19 protein-coding genes and 1 pseudogene are annotated in these 21,480 nt (G+C 71.7%); 15 read left to right on the top strand and 5 right to left on the bottom strand.

The features are described 5' to 3' along the window. Positions 1-93: 93 nt before the first annotated feature. The 8 genes from MFF04_RS13065 to MFF04_RS13030 all read left to right on the top strand — a co-directional run bounded on the left by MFF04_RS13065 (position 94) and on the right by MFF04_RS13030 (position 9,722). On the top strand, positions 94-1,179 hold the full coding sequence (locus MFF04_RS13065) for an SMP-30/gluconolactonase/LRE family protein (RefSeq protein WP_238276389.1): 1,086 nt from the start codon (positions 94-96) through the stop codon (positions 1,177-1,179). Positions 1,180-1,276: 97 nt separating this feature from the next. Then, entirely contained in the window at positions 1,277-1,876 is a 600-nt protein-coding gene (locus MFF04_RS13060) for a cysteine hydrolase family protein (RefSeq protein ID WP_238276388.1), read from the top strand. 121 nt (positions 1,877-1,997) lie between these two features. Beyond that, positions 1,998-3,758: a ubiquinone-dependent pyruvate dehydrogenase gene (poxB, locus tag MFF04_RS13055; RefSeq protein WP_238276387.1), complete on the top strand. Its 1,761-nt coding sequence runs from the start codon at positions 1,998-2,000 to the stop codon at positions 3,756-3,758. A gap of 48 nt (positions 3,759-3,806) precedes the next feature. Further along, positions 3,807-4,550, top strand: a complete 744-nt coding sequence (locus MFF04_RS13050; RefSeq protein ID WP_238276386.1) for a (Fe-S)-binding protein — start codon at positions 3,807-3,809, stop codon at positions 4,548-4,550. A 19-nt stretch (positions 4,551-4,569) separates the two neighbouring features. After that, on the top strand, positions 4,570-6,168 hold the full coding sequence (locus MFF04_RS13045) for a lactate utilization protein B (RefSeq protein WP_238276385.1): 1,599 nt from the start codon (positions 4,570-4,572) through the stop codon (positions 6,166-6,168). Then, a complete protein-coding gene (locus tag MFF04_RS13040) occupies positions 6,165-6,755 on the top strand; it encodes a LutC/YkgG family protein (RefSeq protein ID WP_238276384.1) in 591 nt (196 codons plus the stop codon). Before MFF04_RS13045 ends, MFF04_RS13040 begins: the two co-directional genes overlap by 4 nt. Positions 6,756-7,105: 350 nt before the next feature. Beyond that, positions 7,106-8,836, top strand: coding sequence for a dihydroxy-acid dehydratase (gene ilvD / locus MFF04_RS13035; protein ID WP_238276538.1), 1,731 nt, complete (start codon positions 7,106-7,108; stop codon positions 8,834-8,836). A 94-nt stretch (positions 8,837-8,930) separates the two neighbouring features. Next, positions 8,931-9,722: a tetratricopeptide repeat protein gene (locus MFF04_RS13030; RefSeq protein ID WP_373320055.1), complete on the top strand. Its 792-nt coding sequence runs from the start codon at positions 8,931-8,933 to the stop codon at positions 9,720-9,722. Between the two features lie 21 nt (positions 9,723-9,743). Here MFF04_RS13030 and MFF04_RS13025 read toward each other — a convergent pair whose 3' ends face one another. Next, positions 9,744-10,367 carry a glutathione S-transferase family protein gene (locus MFF04_RS13025; protein WP_238276381.1) on the bottom strand — a complete coding sequence of 208 codons (624 nt, stop codon included), beginning with the start codon at positions 10,365-10,367 and terminating at the stop codon, positions 9,744-9,746. A gap of 69 nt (positions 10,368-10,436) precedes the next feature. Beyond that, the gene (gene xth / locus MFF04_RS13020) at positions 10,437-11,231 is read right to left on the bottom strand and encodes an exodeoxyribonuclease III (RefSeq protein ID WP_238276379.1); all 795 of its coding nucleotides are present in this window, start codon (positions 11,229-11,231) and stop codon (positions 10,437-10,439) included. A 129-nt stretch (positions 11,232-11,360) separates the two neighbouring features. Between xth and MFF04_RS13015 the strand changes: the two genes are divergently transcribed. The 3 genes from MFF04_RS13015 to glpX all read left to right on the top strand — a co-directional run bounded on the left by MFF04_RS13015 (position 11,361) and on the right by glpX (position 14,662). Continuing rightward, on the top strand, positions 11,361-12,020 hold the full coding sequence (locus tag MFF04_RS13015; protein ID WP_238276536.1) for a ceramidase domain-containing protein: 660 nt from the start codon (positions 11,361-11,363) through the stop codon (positions 12,018-12,020). Positions 12,021-12,173: 153 nt separating this feature from the next. Further along, a complete protein-coding gene (locus MFF04_RS13010) occupies positions 12,174-13,496 on the top strand; it encodes a homoserine dehydrogenase (protein ID WP_238276377.1) in 1,323 nt (440 codons plus the stop codon). Between the two features lie 170 nt (positions 13,497-13,666). Beyond that, positions 13,667-14,662 carry a class II fructose-bisphosphatase gene (glpX, locus tag MFF04_RS13005; RefSeq protein ID WP_238276376.1) on the top strand — a complete coding sequence of 332 codons (996 nt, stop codon included), beginning with the start codon at positions 13,667-13,669 and terminating at the stop codon, positions 14,660-14,662. A 32-nt stretch (positions 14,663-14,694) separates the two neighbouring features. On the opposite strand, the gene MFF04_RS13000 is transcribed toward glpX, so the two are convergent. Together MFF04_RS13000 and MFF04_RS12995 are read right to left on the bottom strand one after the other, a co-directional pair. Further along, positions 14,695-16,623, bottom strand: a complete 1,929-nt coding sequence (locus MFF04_RS13000; protein WP_238276374.1) for a propionyl-CoA synthetase — start codon at positions 16,621-16,623, stop codon at positions 14,695-14,697. A 171-nt stretch (positions 16,624-16,794) separates the two neighbouring features. Then, complete coding sequence (locus tag MFF04_RS12995) at positions 16,795-16,977, bottom strand: YdcH family protein (protein ID WP_164064717.1); 183 nt, start codon at positions 16,975-16,977, stop codon at positions 16,795-16,797. A gap of 168 nt (positions 16,978-17,145) precedes the next feature. Between MFF04_RS12995 and MFF04_RS12990 the strand changes: the two genes are divergently transcribed. Both MFF04_RS12990 and MFF04_RS12985 read left to right on the top strand, forming a co-directional pair. Beyond that, positions 17,146-17,352: a YdcH family protein gene (locus MFF04_RS12990; RefSeq protein WP_238276372.1), complete on the top strand. Its 207-nt coding sequence runs from the start codon at positions 17,146-17,148 to the stop codon at positions 17,350-17,352. Between the two features lie 108 nt (positions 17,353-17,460). Continuing rightward, positions 17,461-18,057 carry an SCO family protein gene (locus tag MFF04_RS12985; RefSeq protein WP_238276370.1) on the top strand — a complete coding sequence of 199 codons (597 nt, stop codon included), beginning with the start codon at positions 17,461-17,463 and terminating at the stop codon, positions 18,055-18,057. A gap of 15 nt (positions 18,058-18,072) precedes the next feature. Here the strand turns inward: MFF04_RS12985 and MFF04_RS12980 are convergent, their stop codons facing one another. Then, entirely contained in the window at positions 18,073-19,995 is a 1,923-nt protein-coding gene (locus MFF04_RS12980) for a glycosyltransferase family 2 protein (RefSeq protein ID WP_238276369.1), read from the bottom strand. A gap of 148 nt (positions 19,996-20,143) precedes the next feature. On the opposite strand from MFF04_RS12980, the gene MFF04_RS12975 reads away from it, so the two are divergent. Both MFF04_RS12975 and lysK read left to right on the top strand, forming a co-directional pair. Then, positions 20,144-20,971 (top strand): transporter substrate-binding domain-containing protein, encoded by an 828-nt coding sequence (locus tag MFF04_RS12975; protein ID WP_238276534.1) that lies wholly within the window; start codon positions 20,144-20,146, stop codon positions 20,969-20,971. Positions 20,972-21,048: 77 nt separating this feature from the next. Further along, a pseudogene (gene lysK, locus MFF04_RS12970) lies at positions 21,049-21,480 on the top strand (lysine--tRNA ligase); the annotation flags it as partial.

The raw sequence follows: 21,480 nt of genomic DNA, 5'->3' as shown, positions 1-21,480 counted from the left end.
GTCGGCAGCCGGCGTGTGATCATGATGCATATTGCAAGTCCGATCTTTCACCGGAGAGATACTGCACGCGCGGCCGGGGTATACGCAAGGCGCATGGCCCTCGCCCTGGGAATCGCGATCGCCGCGACGGCACCTGCCGTCGCGGCCGACCGCTACCCCGGCAGCGCCCTTCAGCCAGTGCTGTCCTCGCCCGATCTCGTCTTCAACGGCATCACCCGCTCGCAGGACGGCCGGCTGTTCTCGCCCTTCCAACGCCAGACGAAGGGCGAGGGAATCGAGCTCGGCGAATGGGTCGACGGCAAGCCCGTGCCCTACCCGAACGCCGCCTGGAACGCGTGGAAGCCGGGCGACGATCCGGCGAGCGCCTTCGTCGGCCTCAACGCCATCCGCATCGGGCCGGACGGCGACCTCTGGGCGGTCGACAAGGGCTCGGACAGCTTCGGCGGCGCGCCGCTGCCGGGCGGGCCGAAGCTCGTGCGGATCGATCTCGCGACCAACAGCGTGCGCCGGGTCTATCCGCTCGGGTCCGGCACGGGCCCGAAGAGCTTCGTCGACGATTTCCGCTTCAACGGCCACCGGGTCTACCTGACCGATGCCGGCGCGCCGGCGATCCTCGTGCTCGACCTCGACAGCGGCCGGGTCCGGCGCGTGCTCGACGGCCATCCCTCGACGGTGGCGCAGCGGCCCCTGACCGGGGAGGGGCGCCCGCTCGTCGGCGAGGATGGCGGCCCGGTCCAGGTCCATGCCGACCAGCTCGAGGTCTCGCCGGACGGCCAGACCTTCTATTACCAGCCCTGCACGGGCCCTCTCTACAAGATCCCGACCCGCTGGCTCGACGACGAAGAGGCGAGCGACGCGGAGCGCGCCAAGCACGTCTCAGTGCATGCCGAAATCGGCTCCACCGGCGGCACGGCCATCGACGCGGCGGGGACGATCTACGCGAGCGACACCGACGGCCTGCGCATCCTCGCCATCGCGCCGGACGGGGCGGTCTCGACCCTCGTCCGGGATCCGCGCCTCGTCTGGGGCGACGCCATGTGGATCGACGCCGCCGGCGGGCTCTGGATCCCGGCCGCCCAGATGAACCGCGCGCCGATCATGAACGGCGGCAGGAGCGCCATCCGGTTCCCGACCACGATCTACCGGCTGGAGATCGGCGCGAAGCCCGTGGCGAACTGAGCGCCCGAGGGGGAAAGGGCAAACGCATCGACCAAGGTCGGCTTGCGCCGCGCGGCAGGCCGGCGTCATCTCGGGGTCCGTTCGGGAGAGTATGACGATGAGCGAAGCCCAGACCCTGCGCGGCCTCTCCGGCCTGCCCGCCGACCCCGCCCGTCTCGCGGGCGCGGCGCTGGTGATGATCGACCTCCAGAACACCTACCGGGAGGGGGTGATGCGCCTCTCCGGCGTGGAGCCCGCCATCGCCGAGGCGCGGGTGCTGCTGATGCGGGCGCGGGAGGCCGGCATCCCGGTGATCCACGTGCGCCACGACGCCGGCCCCGGCACGCCCTACGACGTGCGCGCGCCGATCGGCCAGATCAGCGACGAGGTCGCCCCGCTCGACGGCGAGCCCGTCATCACCAAGGCGCTGCCGAGCTCCTTCGTCGGCACCGACCTCGCCGAGCGCCTGGAGAGGACTGGCGTGAAGGACCTGATCCTCGCCGGCTTCATGACGCATATGTGCGTGAACTCGACCGCCCGCAGCGCCTTCAGCCTCGGCTTCCGGCCGACGGTGGTGGCCTCGGCGACCGCGACCCGCGACCTGCCGGGGACGGACGGAAGCCTGGTGCCGGCGGCGCAGCTCCAGGCGGCGAGCCTCGCGGGCCTCGCCGACCTCTTCGCGGTCATCGCCCGCAACGCCGCCGACATCCGCGACTGAGCGCGGACCCGGGCCGGCACGGACGAGACGGTCCGGGTCCGGTCTTCCGGCGCAGGGGAGGGCTGCGGGAACGGGCGGCGCGTCCGTGGGTTCGGGTGTCGCTATCCGGGAGCCGCGCGCCATGACCATCGAGACCGTTTCCGACCTCTTCGTCGAGACCCTTCAGCAGGCGGGCGTCCAGCGCATCTACGGCGTCGTGGGCGACAGCCTCAACGGCATCACGGAATCGATCCGGGCGCGGGGCAAGATCGATTGGGTCCATGTCCGCCACGAGGAGGCGGCCGCCTTCGCTGCGGGCGCCGAGGCGCAGCTCACCGGGCGCCTCGCGGTCTGCGCCGGCTCCTGCGGGCCGGGCAATCTCCACCTCATCAACGGCCTCTACGACTGCCACCGCTCGCGCACGCCGGTGCTCGCCATCGCCGCGCAGATCCCCTCGGCCGAGATCGGCGGCGGCTACTTCCAGGAGACGCGCCCCGAGGCGCTGTTCCGGGAGTGCAGCCACTACTGCGAGACGGTCCTGAGCCCCGAGCAGCTCCCCTTCGTCCTCGAGAACGCCATGCGGGCGGCGATCGGCCTCGGCGGCGTCGCGGTCGTGATCATCCCCGGCGACGTGGCGCTTAAGGACGCGCCGAGGCGGGGCATCGCACCGAACCCCGGCCTGATCCCGGCGGCCCCGAGCGTCGTCCCCTCCGACGCCTCCCTCGATGCGCTGGCCGAGATGCTCCACGGCGCCTCGAAGGTCACGCTGCTTTGCGGTCGCGGCTGCGCCGGTGCCCATGCCGAGCTGCTCCAGCTCGCCGAGACCCTGAAGAGCCCGATCGTCCACGCGCTCGGCGGCAAGGAGTTCGTCGAGCCCGACAACCCCTACGACGTCGGCATGACCGGCCTCATCGGCTTCTCCTCGGGCTACGCCGCGATGAAGGGCTGCGAGGTGCTGCTGATGCTCGGCACCGACTTTCCCTACAAGCAGTTCTACCCGACCGAGGCGAAGGTGGCGCAGGTGGACCTGCGCCCGCAGCAGCTCGGCCGGCGCTGCAAGCTCGATCTCGGCCTCGTCGGCGGCGTCAAGGAGACGATCCGCGCGCTGCTGCCGCGCCTCTCCGCCAAGGCCGACCGCGCCTGGCTCGACGCCAGCTTGAAGCACTACCGCAAGGCCCGCGAGGGTCTCGACGAGCTCGCCACGGGCACGCCCGCAAAGGGCTGGTTCGGCCTGAAGTCCGGCGGCAAGGTCATCCACCCCCAGTACCTCGCCAAGCTCGTGAGCGAGGCGGCCGCGGACGACGCGGTCTTCACCGCCGACGTCGGCACCCCGACGATCTGGGCGGCGCGCTACCTGCACATGAACGGGCGCCGCCGACTGCTGGGCTCCTGGGTCCACGGCTCGATGGCCAACGCCGTGGCGCAGGGAATCGGCGCGCAGGCGGCCCAGCCCGGACGGCAGGTGGTCTCGCTCTCCGGCGACGGCGGCTTCGCGATGCTGATGGGCGACCTCCTCACGCTTCGCCAGCAGGGGCTGCCCCTGAAGATCGTGGTCTTCAACAACGGCAGCCTCGGCTTCGTGGAGATGGAGATGAAGGCGGCCGGCTACATCGAGACCGGCGTCAGCCTGGAGAATCCGGACTTCGCCGCGCTCGCCCGCTCCGCCGGCCTTCACGGCGTGCGCGTCGAGGACCCGGCCGAGCTGGAAGGGGCGGTCCGCGACGTGCTCTCCCATGACGGCCCGGCGCTGCTCGACGCGGTCGTGGCGCGCCAGGAGCTGTCGATCCCGCCGAAGATCGACGGCCAGCAGGTGAAGGGCTTCAGCCTCTATCTCCTGCGCGCGGTGATGAGCGGCCGGGGCGATTCGGTGCTCGACCTCGCCAAGACCAACCTGATCCGATAGACCGGAGCGGAGTTTCGACCCGTTCCAGACTGGAAGACAGGTTTCCCGATGCGCGTCGGCCTGTTCGTGCCGTGCTACGTGGATGCGTTCGAGCCCGAGGTCGGCATCGCCACCCTCGAGCTTCTCGAGCGCTTCGGCCTCGACGTCTCCTACCCGTTCGACCAGACCTGCTGCGGCCAGCCGATGACCAACACCGGCTGCCACGCCGAGGCCGCCGCCACCGAGGCGCTGTTCGTCAAGAACTTCACGGGCTTCGACTACGTGGTGGCGCCCTCGGGCTCCTGCGTGCACCAGGTCCGCGAGCACCTCACCGCGATCCCGCAGACGCCGGAGGTGAAGGCCGTCCGCGAGCGCACCTTCGAGCTGGTGGAGTTCCTCCACGACGTGCTCAAGGTCGAGGCCTTCCCCTGGGCCTCCTTCCCGCACAGGGTCGCCTATCACGCCAACTGCAACGCGTTGCGCGGCATCGGCCACGCCCGGCCGAGCGAGATCCAGAAGCCGTTCTTCTCGAAGCCCCTCGATATCCTGAGAAAGGTCGAGGGCATCGAGATCGTCGATCTCGCCCGGCCCGACGAGTGCTGCGGCTTCGGCGGCACCTTCAGCGTGTTCGAGCCGGCGGTCTCGGCCAAGATGGGCTACGACAAGGTGGCCGATCAGTCCCGGGCCGGGGCTGCCTACGTGGTCTCGGCCGATTCCTCCTGCCTGATGCACCAGAAGGGCTGCGCCGAGCGCCTCGGCATGCCGCTCAAGTTCATCCACATCGCGCAAGTGCTGAACGGAGCCGCGGCATGAGCGGATGCGGGGAGATGCCATGAGCAGCGCGAGCGACGAGTTGCGTCCCCGCGGCGCCGAGGAGCGTCTCGTCAACCCGGAGGTCGCCAAGGCCGGCGACGAGAGCGAGCGCGGCCAGGACGGCGGCCGCCTCGCCCATGCCGAGGGCGCGAGCCGGCCCCTCAGCGCCGAGCCGGCCGCACGCCGCGAGCGGGAGCCGCAGCCGAGGGGCGCCAAGATCCGCGGCGACCGGCCGATTGACCAGGCTGAGGCGGCCGAGCGCTTCCTCGCCGCGCCGCTTCACCAGAAGGCCCATGACGAGCGCCTCTGGGACCTGCGCAAGAAGCGGGACGCGGCCGCCCACGGCATCCCCGAGTGGGAGGAGCTGCGCGAGCTCGCCTCGCAGATCAAGGCGCACACGCTCTCGAACCTCGACACGTATCTCGAGCAGTTCGAGGCGGCGGCGAAGGCGAACGGCGTCCACGTCCACTGGGCGGCGGACGGAGCCGAGCACAACCGCATCGTCCACGCCATCATGCGCGACCACGGGGCGCGCACCCTCATCAAGTCGAAGTCGATGCTCACCGAGGAGTGCGGCTTCCGGCACTACATGGCCGGCGTCGGCATCGAGATCATCGAGACGGATCTCGGCGAGCGCATCCAGCAGCTCGACGCGGAGGAGCCGAGCCACATCGTGGTGCCGGCCGTGCACAAGACCCGCCTCGACGTGGCCGAGGTCTTCGCGCGGACGCTCGGCACCGATCCGGACAACGACGACGTCCACTACCTCGCCGAGAGCCAGCGGGAGACGACGCGCCCGCATATCCTCAGCGCGGATGCCGGCATGACCGGCTGCAACTTCGCGGTGGCCGAGACCGGCAGCGTCGTCACCTGCACCAACGAGGGCAACGCCGACCTCTCCGGCAACGTGCCGAAGCTGCAGATCCACTCGATCGGCATCGAGAAGCTAATCCCGCGGATCGAGTATCTCGGCGTCTTCATCCGCCTGCTCTCGCGCTCGGCGCTGGGCTCGCCGATCACCCAGTACACCTCCCATTTCCGGGGGCCGCGGGCCGGCACCGAGATGCACATGGTGCTCGTCGACAACGGCCGCTCCGCCCGGCTCGGGATGGAGGAGTTCTGGACCTCGCTCAAATGCATCCGCTGCGCGGCCTGCATGAACACGTGCCCGGTCTATCGCCGCTCCGGCGGGCTCTCCTACGGGGCGACCTATGCCGGGCCGATCGGGCTCATCATCGACCCGACCTACAACAAGCGTAAATACTCCACGCTGCCCTTCTCCTCGACCATGAACGGCTCCTGCACCAACGTCTGCCCGGTGAAGATCAACATCCACGAGCAGATCTTTGCGTGGCGCAAGGTGCTGGCGGAGGAGCACTACATCCCCGCCTTGAAGCAGGGGATGATGAAGGCCGCCGGCGCCGTGCTCGCCCGACCGGCCGCCTACCGCGCCGCGATCGGGGCTGCGGACTCGGCCCTGAAAGTCCTGCCGCGCTTCGCCGTCTACAACCCGCTCAACACCTGGGGGAAGAAGCGCGAGATGCCCGAGGCCCCCCGCGAGACCTTCCACGCCTGGTACAAGCGCGAGCGCCTGAAGAAGACGGGGCAGGACGCGTGAGCGCGCGGGAGGCGATCCTCGCCACCCTCCGGGCGAACCGGCCGGCGGGCGCGCATCCGCTGCCGGAGGTGCCGCTGTTCACGCCGCTGGTCGGTCCCGATCTCGTCGCCGAGTTCGGCGAGCGCCTGAAGCGCATGGGCGGGCGCGTCGCGGACGCGGATGGCGGCGATCCGTTCGGGCCGGTGCGGGAGCGGCTCCAGGGCGCCAGGGTCGTGGCCTCGGCGGTGCCGGAATACGCCGGCAACCGCGACCTCGCTTCCGTCATGCAGCCCGGAGACCTCGCCGACGTGGACGTCGCCATCGTGCGCGCCGTGTTCGGCATCGCCGAGACCGGCTCCGTGCTCTTCACGGAGCGCCAGCTCGTCGTGAACGCGGTAGCCTACCTCGCCCAGCATCTCGTGGTGCTCCTCGACCCCGCTGACATCCTGCCGAACGTGCAGGCGGCTTATCTGAGGCCGGAGTTCGGGCAATCCGCCTACGCGGTCCTCCATACCGGCCCCTCGGCCACCGCCGACATCGAGGGCGTGCTCATCCACGGCGCTCAGGGCGTGCGCTCGCTGACGGTGCTGCTGGTGCCGCGCCCCTGAGGCTGCCGGGATCACAGGATCAGCCGATCCCGTGATCCCCGGAGGAGGGCGGCCGGCGCGGTCCGGCGCTCGCGAGAAGCCCGTTCTCGCGATGGTTCCTCAAGGAGCAAAGCGTGGCTGTTGCGAGGTCGCAACACCGCGAATTGATCCCGAGTTTGCCCCGAGACCCGCCTGCATCCGCCGCGATCCCGCCACGATCCGGGACCACCTCAGCCTCGGCGGTAAACGGCAGTCACCCCAACGCTTTACCGCCGGGTTCCCGAGGGATTCCAGAGCGCGCCGGCCCCTCGGGAACGGCGCAGCGGCCCCGGGCCTCCCGCTGCGTGGTGTGAGGGGTGACGGGACCGATGATGGACGCGCGTATCACCGACAAGTCGAAGCTGCCGAGCCGGCACGTGACGGAGGGGCCCGAGCGCGCCCCGCACCGGTCGTACCTCTACGCCATGGGTCTCACCCGCGAGCAGATTCACCAGCCGCTCGTCGGCGTCGCCTCCTGCTGGAACGAGGCCGCGCCCTGCAACATCTCGCTGATGCGCCAGGCCCAGGCCGTGAAGAAGGGCGTCGCGGCCGCCAACGGCACCCCGCGCGAGTTCTGCACCATCACCGTCACCGACGGCATTGCCATGGGGCATGCCGGCATGCGCGCCTCGCTGCCCTCCCGCGAGGTCATCGCCGACTCGGTCGAGCTGACCATGCGCGGCCACGCCTACGACGCGCTCGTGGGCCTGGCCGGCTGCGACAAGTCGCTGCCCGGCATGATGATGGCGATGGTGCGCCTCAACGTGCCCTCGATCTTCATCTACGGCGGCTCGATCCTGCCCGGCTCCTTCCGGGGCCGTCCGGTGACGGTTCAGGACCTGTTCGAGGCGGTCGGCAAGCACGCCGTCGGCGACATGACCGCCGACGATCTCGACGAGCTCGAGCAGGTGGCCTGCCCCTCGGCCGGCGCCTGCGGCGCGCAGTTCACCGCCAACACCATGGCCACGGTCTCCGAGGCCATCGGCCTGGCGCTGCCCTACTCGGCCGGCGCTCCCGCTCCTTACGAGATCCGCGACAGATTCTGCATGACCGCCGGCGAGCAGGTCATGGAGCTTCTCGCCAGGAACATCCGCCCCCGCGACATCGTCACGCGCAAGTCGCTGGAGAACGCCGCCGCCACCGTCGCGGCCTCGGGCGGCTCGACCAACGCGGCGCTGCACCTGCCGGCGATCGCCCACGAGTGCGGCATCGAGTTCACGCTGTTCGACGTGGCCGAGATCTTCCGTAAGACGCCCTACGTCGCCGACCTGAAGCCCGGCGGGCGCTACGTCGCCAAGGACATGTTCGAGGTCGGCGGCATCCCGCTCCTCATGAAGACGCTCCTCGACCACGGCTACCTGCACGGCGACTGCCTGACCGTCACCGGCCGCACCATCGCCGAGAACCTCGAGAAGGTCGCCTGGAACCCGGACCAGGACGTGGTGCGCCCGGCCGACAAGCCACTGACACCCACCGGCGGCGTCGTCGGCCTCAAGGGCAACCTCGCCCCCGAGGGCGCCATCGTGAAGGTCGCCGGCATGTCGCTCGACAAGCAGGTCTTCACCGGCCCGGCCCGCGTCTTCGACGGCGAGGAGGCCTGCTTCGAGGCCGTGCAGAGCCGCACCTACAAGGAAGGCGAGGTTCTGGTCATCCGCTACGAGGGCCCGAGGGGGGGCCCTGGCATGCGCGAGATGCTCTCGACCACGGCGGCCCTCTACGGGCAGGGCATGGGGGACAAGGTCGCCCTCATCACGGACGGGCGCTTCTCCGGCGCCACCCGCGGCTTCTGCGTGGGCCATGTCGGCCCGGAGGCCGCCGTCGGCGGCCCGATCGCGCTGCTGCGCGACGGCGACGTGATCACGCTCGACGCCATCAAGGGCACCCTCGACGTGGCGCTCTCCGACGCGGAGCTGGCCGAGCGCCGCAAGGCGTGGGCGCCCCGCGAGAACGGGGCGACCTCGGGCTACCTCTGGAAATACGCGCAGACCGTCGGACCCGCGGTCAACGGCGCCGTCACCCATCCGGGGGGCGCCAAGGAGACGCAGACCTATGCGGACATCTAGGACTGACCTTAGCCGGCCCTCGCGGCCGGCCGGGGCCGATCCGTGTCGGCACCGGGCATCCGCGACGATGCGCGCCTTCGGGTTCGCCGCGGCGATGGCGCTCGGCTGCCTGTTCGCCGCGCCCGTCGCCGACGCGCTCGACGCCAGCGCCCGCACGCCGGTCCCCGAGCGCAGCTACCGCTCGGCCCGCGAGGCCCTGCGCACCGGCGTGCGCGAGTACAATGCCGGCGACAAGGAGGGCGCCGCCCGCGCCCTCGAATACGCCGCCGGGCAAGGCCACGCGCTCGCCCTGTGGAAGCTCGGCCGCATGTACGCGGACGGGGACGGCGTGCCCCACGACGACCTCAAGGCCTTCGAGTACTTCTCGAAGATCGCCGACGCCAACACCGACGACGGGCCGGACGCACCGGATTCCGGCGTGGTGTCGAGCGCCTTCACGGCGCTCGGTGGCTACTTCCTCGACGGGATCAAGGGCACCTACGTGCGCCCGAATCCCGAGCGCGCCTACGACATGTTCAACTACGCGGCCTCCTACTTCGGGGACCCAAACGCGCAGTACAACCTCGCCCGGCTCTACCTCGACGGCACCGGCGTCGAGGCGGACGCGAAGCAGGCGGCCCGCTGGTTCAACCTCGCCGCGGAGAAGGGCCACCGCCCGGCGCAGGCACTGCTCGGCGACCTGCTCGTCAACGGCATGGGCGGCATCTCGGCCCAGCGGGTACGGGGCCTCGCCTGGCTCGCCCTGGCGCGCCAGGGCGCCGAAGGCCGCAAGGACGACTGGATCGTCACGCTCTACGAGAAGAACTGGGCCGCCGCGAGCGCCGACGACCGGGCCGAGGCGGAGAGCCAGATGCAGACGGTCGGCTCGATCAGGCGGCGTCGCTGAACGCCGCCTGACCGGCTCCCCTCAGCTCTTGCGGGCGGCCATGGCCGTCTCGAAGGAGGGGCGCGCCAGGATCGCCTTCACGTAGGCCGCGAGCCTCGGCCAGCGCCCGGCATCGATCTCGGCCTTCGCCAGCCCGAAATTGTAGAACCCCGTCGCGATCGAGATGTCGGCGATGCTGAAGGCGTCGTCCACCAGGAACGGTCCGTCGATCTCGCTCTCCAGATGGTCGAAGAGCGGCGGCAGGTCCCTGTCGAGGGCCTTGGCGACGGCGGCCTCGTCGGTGGGCTTGCCCATCATGTTGGGCTTCAGGACCCGCTCCACGAAGGGCACGACGAGCTTCCCGAACAGCTCCGTGTCGCCGAACTTGTCGAACCACAGGGCGCGCCCGAGCGCCTGCGGCTCGGTGGGCACCAGGGTCGGCGTCGGCGCCCGGCGGTCGAGGTAGAACAGGATCGCCGTGGAATCGGCGAGCAGGAAGCCGTTATCGTCGATCGCCGGGATCTTGCCGAGGGGGCTCGCCGCCTGGAAGGCCGGATCGGGATCGTGGAACATGAGCGGGCGGTGCTCGTAGGCCAGCCCCTTCTCGGCGAGCGAGACGAGGACCTTGCGCACGTAGGGCGAGTAGCCGGTGCCGTAGACGATCAAGAAGCTGCTCCGTGTCGGAGGGTCGGGCCCGCTCCCTAGCACGGGCGTCACGACGGCGGAGCGATGGCCTCAGGCCGCGGCGAGCTCCACCGTGACGGGCACGTGGTCGGAGGGCTTGTCGAGGCCGCGCAGGTGCCTCTGCACGGAAGCCGCCACGAGCCGGTCGGCGGCCTGGGGCGAGAGCAGCAGGTGGTCGATGCGAATCCCGAAGTTCCGGGGCCAGCAGGCGGCCTGATAGTCCCAGAACGTGTAGAGCCCCGCCCGCGGATCGCAGGCCCGGAGCGCGTCCGTGTAGCCTTCGGCGAGGAGCGCCCGGAAGGCGGCGCGGGTCTCGGGCCTGAACAGGGCGTCGTCGACCCAGGCGGCCGGATCGGCGGCGTCCTCCGGCTCGGGGATGACGTTGTAGTCGCCCGCGAGCACCACCGGGATCTCGTCCTTCATCAGCGCGCGGGCGTGGCGGCGCAGACGCTCCATGAAGGCGTGCTTGTAGGCGAACTTGTCGCTCGTCACCGGATTGCCGTTCGGCAGGTAGATCGAGGCGACGCGCACCCGCTCGCCGTCCTCGCCCGTCACGAGCGCCTCGACGTAGCGGGCCTGCTCGTCCGTCTCGTCGCCGGGAAGCGCACGGCGCACGGCATCGACCGCGAGCCCGTGACGCACGACGAGCGCCACGCCGTTATAGGCCTTCTGCCCGACCGCCTCGATCCGGTAGCCGGCCGCCTCGATCTCCTCGCGGGGGATGCCCGCCTCCTGGCTCTTCAGCTCCTGGAGGCAGACCACGTCCGGCGCGGCTTCCGTGAGGAAGGCGGCGAGGTGCCCGATCCGCTGCTTGATCGAGTTGACGTTCCAGGTCGTGATCCGCATCCGCCGCCCCGAGGCCCGGGCTTTGAGGAACTCGCGCGGGCCGCAAGCCGTCATCGGGCCTTCGCGGCCGGGTGGCAAGGCGGCGAGGAGCCGGAGAGGGGATCGCGCGTGGACTGGTTCGAGCCGGTGATGGCCTATTGCGAGCGCACGGGCCCGGCCTTCTGGGCGGAGCCCGTCAACGCGCTCACCAACGCGGCCTTCCTGATCGCCGCCGCGCTGCTCTGCCGGCGCGCTGACGTGCGCGGCGATCCGCCGGCGCTGGCGCTCGCCATCCTCACCGGGATCGTCGGGATCGGCTCGTTCCTGTTCCACACGCTCGCCGTGCACTGGTCGATGCTCGCGGACGTGATCCCGATCGCGCTGTTCATCCACGGCTACTTCCTCCTCGCCCTGCGCCGCTTCCTCGGGCTCGGCTGGCCGGGGGCGGTCGCCGCGACGCTCGCCTTCCTTGCCTTCGGCTTCGGGCTGACCCCGGCGCTCGACTGGCTTTCCGGCCTGGACACGAGCGCCGCCACGAACGGCTCGATCGGCTACCTGCCCGCGATCCTGGCGCTGGCCGGGGTGTCCCTCGGCGCCCTGGCGAGGGGCGAGGGCGCCATCGCCGCCCGTCTCGGCGCCGTCGCCGCGCTGTTCCTGGTCTCGCTCGCCGCCCGTACCCTCGACCGGGGGGTCTGCGCGGCGTGGCCGCTCGGCAGCCACTTCCTCTGGCACTGCCTCAACGCCTGCGTGCTCTACGGGCTCGTCGCCACGGCGGCCGGACGGAGGCCGCCTCGCGCGGCGGCGGCCTGACGGGCGGGCGCGTTCCTTGCGCCCCCCCGGAATTCGTTGCAGAACGCCGCCGCGCCGTCCGGGCCGCATATCCCCGCCCTTCGCGCGGGCCGCCGCCAAGCGCGCGGCGTCGGGCACCGGAGCGGCCGGACGGGCAGGCACGGAACGCAAGCCATGACACAGGATTTCCGCATCGGCGTCGCCGGCCTCGGCACCGTGGGAGCGGCCGTCGTCGGGATGATCGCACGGCGCGCCGAGGCGCTCGCCGCCGCCACCGGGCGCCGCATCGCCGTCACCGCCGTCTCCTCCCGCGACCGGAACCGCGACCGCGGCCTCGATCTCTCGGGCATCGCCTGGTTCGACGATCCCACCGCGCTCGCCCGCTCGGCGGAGGTCGACTGCGTGGTCGAACTGATCGGCGGCGCCGAGGGGCCGGCCAAGGCCACCGTCGAGGCGGCGATCGCCGCCGGCAAGGCGGTGGTGACGGCCAACAAGGCGCTGCTGGCCCATCACGGCGGCGCGCTCGCGCAGGCCGCCGAGGCGCGGGGCGTGGCGCTCGCCTACGAGGCCTCCGCCGCCGGGGGCATCCCGGTGATCAAGGCGCTCCGCGAGGGCCTTCCGGGCAACGAGGTCAGCCGCGTCTACGGAATCCTCAACGGCACCTGCAACTACATCCTCACCCGCATGGAGCGGGAGGGGCTAACCTTCGAGGCCTGCCTGAAGGACGCGCAGGCGCTCGGCTACGCCGAGGCCGACCCGACCTTCGACGTCGAGGGCTTCGACACCGCCCACAAGCTCGCCATCCTCACGAGCCTCGCCTTCGGCACCGCCATCGACGCCGAGGGGGTCGCCGTCGAGGGCATCTCCGGCGTGCAGCCCCTCGACCTGACCATGGCCGAGGAACTGGGCTACCGGATCAAGCTGCTCGGCGTCGCGCAGCGGGCGGAGGGCGGCATCGAGCAGCGCGTCCACCCGACCATGGTCCCGAAATCCTCGGCCATCGCCCAGGTGATGGGCGTGACGAACGCGGTGACCATCGACGCCGACGCGGTCGGCGAATTGACGCTGATCGGCCCCGGCGCCGGCGGGCAGGCCACGGCGTCCGCGGTCGTCGCCGACATCGCCGATCTCGCCGCCGGCATCCTGCGCCCGACCCTCGGGCGGCCCGCCGCGGCGCTCGCCCCCGCCGCGCGGGTGGAGATGGCCCGCCACGAGGGCGGCTACTACGTGCGCCTGACGGTCCACGACCGGCCGGGCGTCGCGGCGGGTGTCGCGACCCGGATGGCGGAGCGCGCCATCTCGCTGGAGAGCATCCTCCAGCGCCGGGTCGAGCACGCGGCGAGCGAGGACCCGCACGGCCGCTCCGGCCGGCCGGTGCCGCTGGTGCTCATCACCTACGCCGCGACGGAGGGCACGATCCGGGCAGCGCTGGAGGCCATCGCCGCCGACGGGCTGCTGGCCGAGGCGCCGCAGGTGATCCGCATCGAGCGCGAGTAGGCCGCCGGCTGGGGAGGGGCTGCGCGGATCGTTAACGAAACACGCATGGATTGTTCCGCGGCGGCCAAAAACCGCGCTATCCTGCCGCCATAACGCGTCTGCATCCCGCGAACGGGCCCAAGCGAGGCGCGGCGACCGGATCAATCCGGCGGAACGGGGCGAGGAGCGTCATGGCTGCGTCGGACATCACGGGCGGAGGCACCATCGTCTCCCGGACCCTCTCACTCGAGCTCGCCCGCGTGACGGAGCGGGCGGCCATCGCCGCCGCCCGCCTGCGCGGCCAGGGCAACGAGAAGGCCGCCGATCAGGCCGCCGTCGACGCCATGCGGGGCGAGCTGAACGCGCTGCCCATCGACGGCACCGTGGTGATCGGCGAGGGCGAGCGCGACGAGGCCCCGATGCTCTTCATCGGCGAGCGCCTCGGCACCGGCACGGGACCGCGCCTCGACATCGCCGTCGACCCGCTCGAAGGCACCACCCTCTGCGCGAAGGACATGCCCGGCGCCATCGCGGTGATGGCGCTGGCCGAAGGCGGCAGCCTGCTCGCGGCCCCCGACGTCTACATGGACAAGATCGCGGTCGGCCCCGGCTACCCGGCGGGCGTCGTCGACCTCGACGCGAGCCCCGCCGACAACATCGCCGCGCTCGCCCGCGCCAAGGGCGTGAAGCCCTCCGAGATCACCGCGATCGTCCTCGACAGGCCCCGCCACGCGGCCCTGATCAGCGCCGTGCGCGCCACGGGCGCCGGCATCCGCCTGATCTCCGACGGCGACATCGCCGGCATCATCTTCACGACGAGCCCGGAGGAGACCGGCGTCGACATCTATCTCGGCACGGGTGCCGCGCCGGAGGGCGTCATCGCGGCAGGCGCGCTCCGCTGCATTGGCGGCCAGATGCAGGGCCGCCTGATCCTCGATTCCGCCGACAAACGCGACCGCGCGGCGCGCATGGGCATCGAGGACCCGCGCCGGAAGTACGAGCTGACCGACCTCGCCCGCGGCGACGTGATCGTGGCCGCGACCGGCGTCACCGATGGCGCGCTCCTGCGCGGCGTGCGCTTCAAGCCCGGCTTCATCGAGACTGAGACCCTGATCTACCGCTCCTCCACGGGCACCGTCCGCCGCATCACCGGCGAGCACCGCCGGCCGGAGCGGTTCGAGGGGTGAAGATCCCTCTCCCCGCCCGCGGGGAGAGGGGTTCATCCGGAAATCCCGCGTTCCTTCAGGCTCTCGCCGATCTCGTCGAGGACGCCGGCGTCGTCGATGGTCGCCGGCATCGTCCAGGGTTCGGCGTCGGCGATGCGCTTCATGGTGGCGCGCAGGATCTTGCCGGAGCGGGTCTTCGGCAGGCGCTTGACGGTCAGCGCCAGCTTGAACGCCGCCACCGGGCCGATCCGCTCGCGCACCAGCGCCACCAGCTCGCGCTCGATCTCGTCAGGCGCGCGCTCGACGCCGGATTTCAGCACCACGAAGCCGCAGGGCTGCTCGCCCTTGAGCGCGTCGCGGATGCCGATGACCGCGCATTCCGCCACGTCCGGGTGGGCGGCGAGCACCGCCTCCATGCCGCCCGTCGAGAGGCGGTGGCCGGCGACGTTGATGATGTCGTCGGTCCGCCCCAGCACCGTGACATAGCCGTCGGCGTCGATGACGCCGGCGTCCGAGGTGTCGTAGTGGCCGGGGAAGGTCGCGAGATAGCTCGCCCGCATGCGCTCGTCCGAGCCCCAGAGCGTCGGCAGGCAGCCCGGCGGCAGGGGCAGGCGGATGGCGATGGTGCCCATCGTGTCCGGCGGCACCGGGCGCCCGCCCTCGTCGAGGACGCGGACGTCGTAGCCCGGCATCGGCACGCAGGCGCTGCCGTGCTTGACCGGCAGCAGCCCGAGCCCCAGCGGGTTGCCGGCGATGGCCCAGCCCGTCTCCGTCTGCCACCAGTGGTCGACGACCGGCCGCTCCAGCACCCGCTCCGCCCAGGCGACGGAGTCCGGGTCGGCCCGCTCGCCGGCCAGGAACAGGCTGCGCAGGCCGGAAAGATCGTACCCGCGGGCGAGCGCGCTGGAGGGATCCTCCTTCTTGATGGCGCGCAGCGCCGTCGGCGCCGTGAACAGGCAGGCGGCACCGTGCTCCGCGGCGACCCGCCAGAGCGCGCCGGCATCGGGCGTGCCCACCGGCTTGCCCTCGTAGAGCACCGTGGTGCAGCCGATCAGCAGCGGCGCGTAGACGATGTAGGAATGGCCGACGACCCAGCCGATGTCGGAGGCGCAGAAATAGACCTCGCCGGGGCGCACGCCGTAGAGGTTCTCCATCGACCAGGCGAGCGCCACGAGATAGCCGCCGGTGTCGCGCACGACGCCCTTCGGCTTCCCCGTCGTGCCCGAGGTGTAGAGGATGTAGAGCGGGTCGGTCGCCGCGACGGGCACGCACCCCGCCCGTCGACCCGCCTCCCGCGCCCGCGCGACCGCCGCCGACCAATCGATGTCGCGGCCCTCCACCATCTCCGCCGGGGCTTGCGGGCGCTGCAGGATCAGGCAGGCGTCGGGCTTGTGCGGGCAGGCGGCGATGGCCGCATCGAGGAGCGGCTTGTAGGCGACGGTCCGGCTCGGCTCGATGCCGCAGGAAGCGGCGAGAACCACCTTCGGGGCCGCGTCGGCGATGCGCGTCGCCAGCTCGTTCGCCGCGAAGCCCCCGAACACCACGGAGTGGATCGCCCCGAGCCGGGCGCAGGCGAGCATCCCGAACAGCGCCTCGGGCACCATCGGCATGTAGAGGATCACCCGGTCGCCCCTGGCCACGCCGAGCCCGGCGAGCACGGCGGCGAGCGTCGCCACCTCGTCTTGAAGCGCGGCGTAGGTGATCTGCCGCTTCGTGCCGGTGGCGGGCGAATCGTGGATGATCGCCGCCTGCCCGCCCCGGCCCGCCGCGACATGGCGATCGACGAGGTTGTGGCAGGCGTTCAGCCTCGCCTCGGGAAACCAGCGGCCGTAGACGCCGGCCTCGGCGTCGAAGGCCCGGCCCGGCCCCTCCACCCAGTCGATCGCCCCGGCGGCCTCGCCCCAGAAGCGCTCGGGATCGGCGAGGGAGGCCGCATGAACCGCGGCGTAGGAGCCGGGCAGGGCGGGGGCGTCGGCGGTCATGGAGCTTTCCCCCGGTGCGTTTCCTGTTGCCTTCCCTCTAGAGCCGCGCCCGATCGCGTTGCAATCGGGCGCAGATCGCAATCGGCCGGCAGCAGGCCGGCGACAAACAAAAACCGCCGCGCTGGTTGCAGCGCGGCGGCGAAAACTCGGGACAAGATGGTCGGTGTCGCGTCAGTGGATCGTGCCAGCGCCGTCCTGGAGGCGCCTGATCTCGTCCTTGAGGTAGAGCTTTCGCCGCTTCAGCTCGGCGATCCGCAGATCGTTCTCGGCTGGTCTCTGGATGGCTTCCTGGATCTCGCGCTCGAGGGCTTCGTGCTTCTGTGAGAGCTGGTTGAGGTGCGTCTGCAGCGACATGAGCAATCTCCTGTCATCGTGGCGACACGGGCAGAGTGGCACGGTCCGCGGTCCGGTGGAAGACCGGCTCTGGATGATGATTCACGAATCCTTGCCGAGGCCGCGGGGCTGGCGCATGGTCGCGCGCCGGGTGCCGGCCGAACGAAGCGAGCGGCGAAGGGTGTCGAGTTGGTCGAGGACAGGCAGGGCGAGTTCGCCGCGGAGCTGGCGAGCCTTAAGGAGGAGCACCGCGACCTCGACCACGCCATCGAGGCGCTCGAGCGCAACATCGTCGGCGACCAGCTCCAGATCCAGCGGCTGAAGAAGCGCAAGCTGACGCTGCGCGACCGCATCTCCTACATCGAGGACCAACTCACCCCCGACATCATCGCCTGACGGCGGCAGGGGCGCAGCGACACCGTGCGGGCTTGCGCACGGGCCGGTCCGCGTGCTTTCGGCTGCCCTCCCGCGCGGACGCGACGCGCGCCAGCCCCGGACGATCGCATGGCCCTCTCCGACCGGACGCGCCGCCTGCTGCCGCTCGCCGCCTTCGCCCTCGGCCTCGCCGGGCTCAGCGGAGCCATGGTGTTCATGCTGGCGCCCGAGAAGGCGCCCGTGCAGACGGCGAGCGTCGGCGGCCCGTTCACCCTCTTGGACCAGGACGGCAGGACGGTCACGGAGCGGGACTTCGCGGGCGCGCCCCACCTCGTCTTCTTCGGCTTCACGCACTGCCCGGACATCTGCCCGACGACGCTCCAGCAGGTCACCGACGTCCTCGGCGCGCTCGGCCGGAAGGGCCGGGACATGCGCGTGGCCTTCATCACCGTCGATCCGGAGCGCGACCGGCCGGAGGACCTGAAGGCCTACCTGTCGAGCTTCGATCCGCGCATCACCGGCCTCACCGGCAGCCCGGAGCAGGTGGCGGCGGCGGTGAAGGCCTATCGCGGCTACGCCCGCAAGGTGCCCGACAAGGACGGCGGCTACACCATGGAGCATACCGCCCTGGTCTACGTGATGGGCCGCGACAACCGCTTCGTCAGCTCCCTCAACCTGCAGCGGCCGCCGGAGGAGAGCGCGGCGGAACTCGCCAAGCGGCTCTGAGGGCGAGCGTCGCGTTCAGGCCCGCGCCGGCGCGCCGTTCGGCTCGTTTCCATCATGGACCGGCGACTTGGGCCCGGCCGGGCGAACGGGCTTCAGCAATCCCGAGCGCGTGGTGCGCGAGACGCCGTGCTCGGTCTTGTTCCAGCGGTTCGGCGCGCGCACCAGCTCGATCACCGCCAGCCACGCCGCGAGGCTGACGAGGACGAAGTAGGCCGGCAGAAGCCAGACGCTCGGGAGCAGGTCCCGCCAGCCCCGGCGATGGGCGGCGAGCGCCGCCGGCAGCAGCATCGCCCCGAGCCCGCTGAGAAAGACGGCGAGGGACACCCCGGCCGGAAGGTTGGCCAGAAATCTGGGCTCCGGCGCCGGGCCGACGAGCAGGAAATCGTACAGGGCGACCGCGAGAAGCGGCGGGTAGAGCAGCGCCGAGAGCACCGTGCCGGGCAGCATGGCGACGGCGCAGAGCCCTTCTAGGGGACCGAGGCGGCGCAGGGTCTGCAGCGGATGCCGGCCGTGGGTCAGCGTGGTCTGCATGAACCCCTTCATCCAGCGGGTGCGCTGGCGCAGCCACGGCCCGTAATCGGCCGGGGCCTCCTCCAGGGTCGGGCTCGGCAGGTCGCCGACATGGTAGCCGGCGACCGCGAGACGCATCCCGAGATCGGCATCCTCGGTGACGTTCCAGGCGTCCCAGCCATGGACCTCGCGCAGCACCGCCGTGCGGAAATGGGTGGAGGTTCCCCCCAGCGGCGTCGGCATCCTCCAGACGGCGAGCGCCGGCCCGAGCACATCGAAGAGCGCGCCGTACTCTAGGGAGAAGCAGCGGGTGAGCCAGGAATCGTGGGCATTGTCGATGACGAGCCGGCCCTGGAGGCAGGCGGTGCGCCGGTCGGCGCGGGCGAAGGTCTCGGCAGCGAGGCGCAACTGGCCGGGCTCGGGCACGTCCTCGGCGTCGTAGACGACGAGGCAGGCGCCGCGGGCGAGCGGCAGGGCGGCGTTCAGCGCGCGGGGCTTGGTGCGCGGCAGCCCCGGCGGCACCGTCAGGACCTCGAAATGCGCCGGCAGGTCCTCGCGGGCGAGGGCGGCGGCGGTGGCGCCGTCGTCGGCCTCGATCAGGAATTTGATGTCGAGCTTGATCGCCGGATAGTCGAACGCCTTGAGCGCCTTGACGAGGCGCGGCACCACCGCCGCCTCCCGGTAGAGCCCGACGAGCACCGTGTAGACCGGCAGCTCCCGGACGGAGAGCGGCGTCCCCTCGGGCGCGGCCTCGGTGCGGCCCGGGATGAGAAGCGCACCGAGGCGGAAGCTCGTCATCGTGAGCACGAGGGCCTGCGCCAGCAGCGCGATCCCGAGGGCGATCCAGGCCGGGAGCAGATGGAACCCCATGGCGGCCGCGGCGAGCAGGACGGCGGCGAGCGCGAAGGCCTGGGGCCTCGGGCCCGGATGGGTCGACCAGTCCGGCCGCCGCGTCCGCAGATGGTCGGCCGCGTAGGCGGCGACGGCCTCAGGCGCCTCGGCGAGCACCGCCTCGCGCAGGCGCAGCGGCGTCGTCAGCGCGGCCCCGCGCAGGCCGAGCCAGCCCGTGGCGAGCAGCGCCCCGATCTCGGCCGTGCGCGGCGCCAGAACCCGCTGCGCGATCTGCCCCGGAGCGAGGGGTGCCGAGCCGGCGATCAGCGTGTCGGGAAAGGCGATGCCGGCATCGAGCGCCATGGCGCCGTCGAGGAAGGGCAGGCCGAGATGGCGGGCCAGCGCGCGGTAGTAGGCGTCCTCGCCCATCAGTCTCGCGTGGATCGCGACCGCGGCGGCATCGGTCCCGGCCTCCTGCGCGACCTCGGCGATGCGGGCCAGCGTCGCGACCGGCAGGCCCTCGACGAGCAGGAACGCGATCTCCGGCGGCAGCGTCACCGCCTGGCACGGTCCCGGATCGAGGGGCAGAAACGACACGAGGCCGCTCCCGGAGGCTCGCAAGCGTGCTACAGCCGGGCGGATGAGCCAGCCCCGCCCGGAGCCGCGCCAGGGCACCATGAGCGTTAACGAAGCGTCAACGAACCGCCGCAGGTTGTACCGTGCCGTCGGCGCCATCGCAGCGGCAATGCTGGCCGGCGTGGCGCTCGCGCCACAGTCGAGGGCCGAGCCGGCGCCCGCGCAGCCCAGCGTGACCATCCCGAACTTCTGGAACCCGCGCAGCCGCGGCGAGCGCGTCGAGGCGCCGGCGACGAGCCGGGCCGTCCGCTTCCTTACCGACGACGAGTTCCCGCCGCTCCATTTCGCCGGGCCCGACGGGACGCCGACGGGCTTCGCGGTCGAGCTCGCCCGCGCGGTCTGCGAGCGGCTCTCCATCACCTGCACGGTGCAGACCCGCCGCTTCGACACGCTCCTCGACGGCCTGAGCGAGCGGCAGGGGGACGTGGTCGCCGCCGCGATCCCGCTGACGCCGTCGCTCCGGGCGAACTTCCTGGCGACGCGCCCCTATTTCCGCTGGCCCGCCCGCTTCGTCGTCCGCACCGGGCGCGACCTGCCCGCGCCCTCGGCGGCCGCGCTCGCCGGGCGCAGCGTCGGCGTCGTCGGCGGGACCGCCCATGCCGCCTACCTCAAGGCGTTCTTCCCGAAGGCGCAGACCCGCGAGTTCGGCGATCTCGGCGCCGCCGAGACGGCGCTCCGCAGGGGCGAGACCGACTACCTCTTCGCCGACGGGCTCAACCTCGCCCTCTGGCTCGGCGGCTCGGATTCGGCGGGCTGCTGCGCCTTCACCGGCGGCGACTACCTGGAGAACCGCTACTTCGGGGAAGGCATCGGCTTCGTCACCCGCCGGGAGGACGCGGCCCTCTCCCGCGCCCTCGACGACGCCCTCCAGCGGGTCTTCGACGACGGCCGCTACGCGGAGCTGTACCTGCGCTTCTTCCCCGTGGGGCCGTTCTGAGGGAGCGGCGCCCGCGTTGACCCTGCGCGGGGGCCTCCGTAGGTAGGCCGTTCCCCCGAAATCCACGTTCAGGCCCGATGACCGCGCCCCTCCGCCTCGACCCCGACATCCTCGACGCCGCCGCCACGGCCGCCGCCTGGCCCTTCGAGGAGGCCCGCAAGCTCGTCGCGCGGCTGGAGCGCAAGCCGAAATCAGAAGTGCTGTTCGAGACCGGCTACGGCCCCTCCGGCCTGCCGCATATCGGCACCTTCGGCGAGGTGGCCCGCACCTCCATGGTCCGCCATGCCTTCCGGGTGCTCACGAAGGACGCCGTGCCGACCCGGCTGATCGCGTTCTCCGACGACATGGACGGCCTGCGCAAGGTGCCGACCAACGTGCCGAACCAGGACCTCCTGGCCAAGGCCCTTAACCTGCCGCTGACCAAGGTGCCGGACCCGTTCGGCACGCATGAGAGCTTCGGCGCCCACAACAACGCGGAGCTGCGCCGCTTCCTCGACGCCTTCGGCTTC

Origin of the sequence: Methylobacterium jeotgali (assembly GCF_022179345.1) — a bacterium.
GTDB classification, from domain to species: domain Bacteria; phylum Pseudomonadota; class Alphaproteobacteria; order Rhizobiales; family Beijerinckiaceae; genus Methylobacterium; species Methylobacterium jeotgali.
Note: the sequence above shows the minus strand (reverse complement) of the source record. Positions and strands in the feature narration are given on the sequence as shown.

Coding starts and splice junctions, on each gene's coding strand:
- MFF04_RS13065 (WP_238276389.1), top strand. CDS start 94: ATGGCCCTCGCCCTGGGAATCGCGATCGCCGCGACGGCACCTGCCGTC.
- MFF04_RS13060 (WP_238276388.1), top strand. CDS start 1,277: ATGAGCGAAGCCCAGACCCTGCGCGGCCTCTCCGGCCTGCCCGCCGAC.
- poxB (WP_238276387.1), top strand. CDS start 1,998: ATGACCATCGAGACCGTTTCCGACCTCTTCGTCGAGACCCTTCAGCAG.
- MFF04_RS13050 (WP_238276386.1), top strand. CDS start 3,807: ATGCGCGTCGGCCTGTTCGTGCCGTGCTACGTGGATGCGTTCGAGCCC.
- MFF04_RS13045 (WP_238276385.1), top strand. CDS start 4,570: ATGAGCAGCGCGAGCGACGAGTTGCGTCCCCGCGGCGCCGAGGAGCGT.
- ilvD (WP_238276538.1), top strand. CDS start 7,106: ATGGACGCGCGTATCACCGACAAGTCGAAGCTGCCGAGCCGGCACGTG.
- MFF04_RS13030 (WP_373320055.1), top strand. CDS start 8,931: ATGGCGCTCGGCTGCCTGTTCGCCGCGCCCGTCGCCGACGCGCTCGAC.
- xth (WP_238276379.1), bottom strand. CDS start 11,231: ATGCGGATCACGACCTGGAACGTCAACTCGATCAAGCAGCGGATCGGG.
- MFF04_RS13015 (WP_238276536.1), top strand. CDS start 11,361: ATGGCCTATTGCGAGCGCACGGGCCCGGCCTTCTGGGCGGAGCCCGTC.
- MFF04_RS13010 (WP_238276377.1), top strand. CDS start 12,174: ATGACACAGGATTTCCGCATCGGCGTCGCCGGCCTCGGCACCGTGGGA.
- glpX (WP_238276376.1), top strand. CDS start 13,667: ATGGCTGCGTCGGACATCACGGGCGGAGGCACCATCGTCTCCCGGACC.
- MFF04_RS13000 (WP_238276374.1), bottom strand. CDS start 16,623: ATGACCGCCGACGCCCCCGCCCTGCCCGGCTCCTACGCCGCGGTTCAT.
- MFF04_RS12995 (WP_164064717.1), bottom strand. CDS start 16,977: ATGTCGCTGCAGACGCACCTCAACCAGCTCTCACAGAAGCACGAAGCC.
- MFF04_RS12985 (WP_238276370.1), top strand. CDS start 17,461: ATGGCCCTCTCCGACCGGACGCGCCGCCTGCTGCCGCTCGCCGCCTTC.
- MFF04_RS12975 (WP_238276534.1), top strand. CDS start 20,144: ATGCTGGCCGGCGTGGCGCTCGCGCCACAGTCGAGGGCCGAGCCGGCG.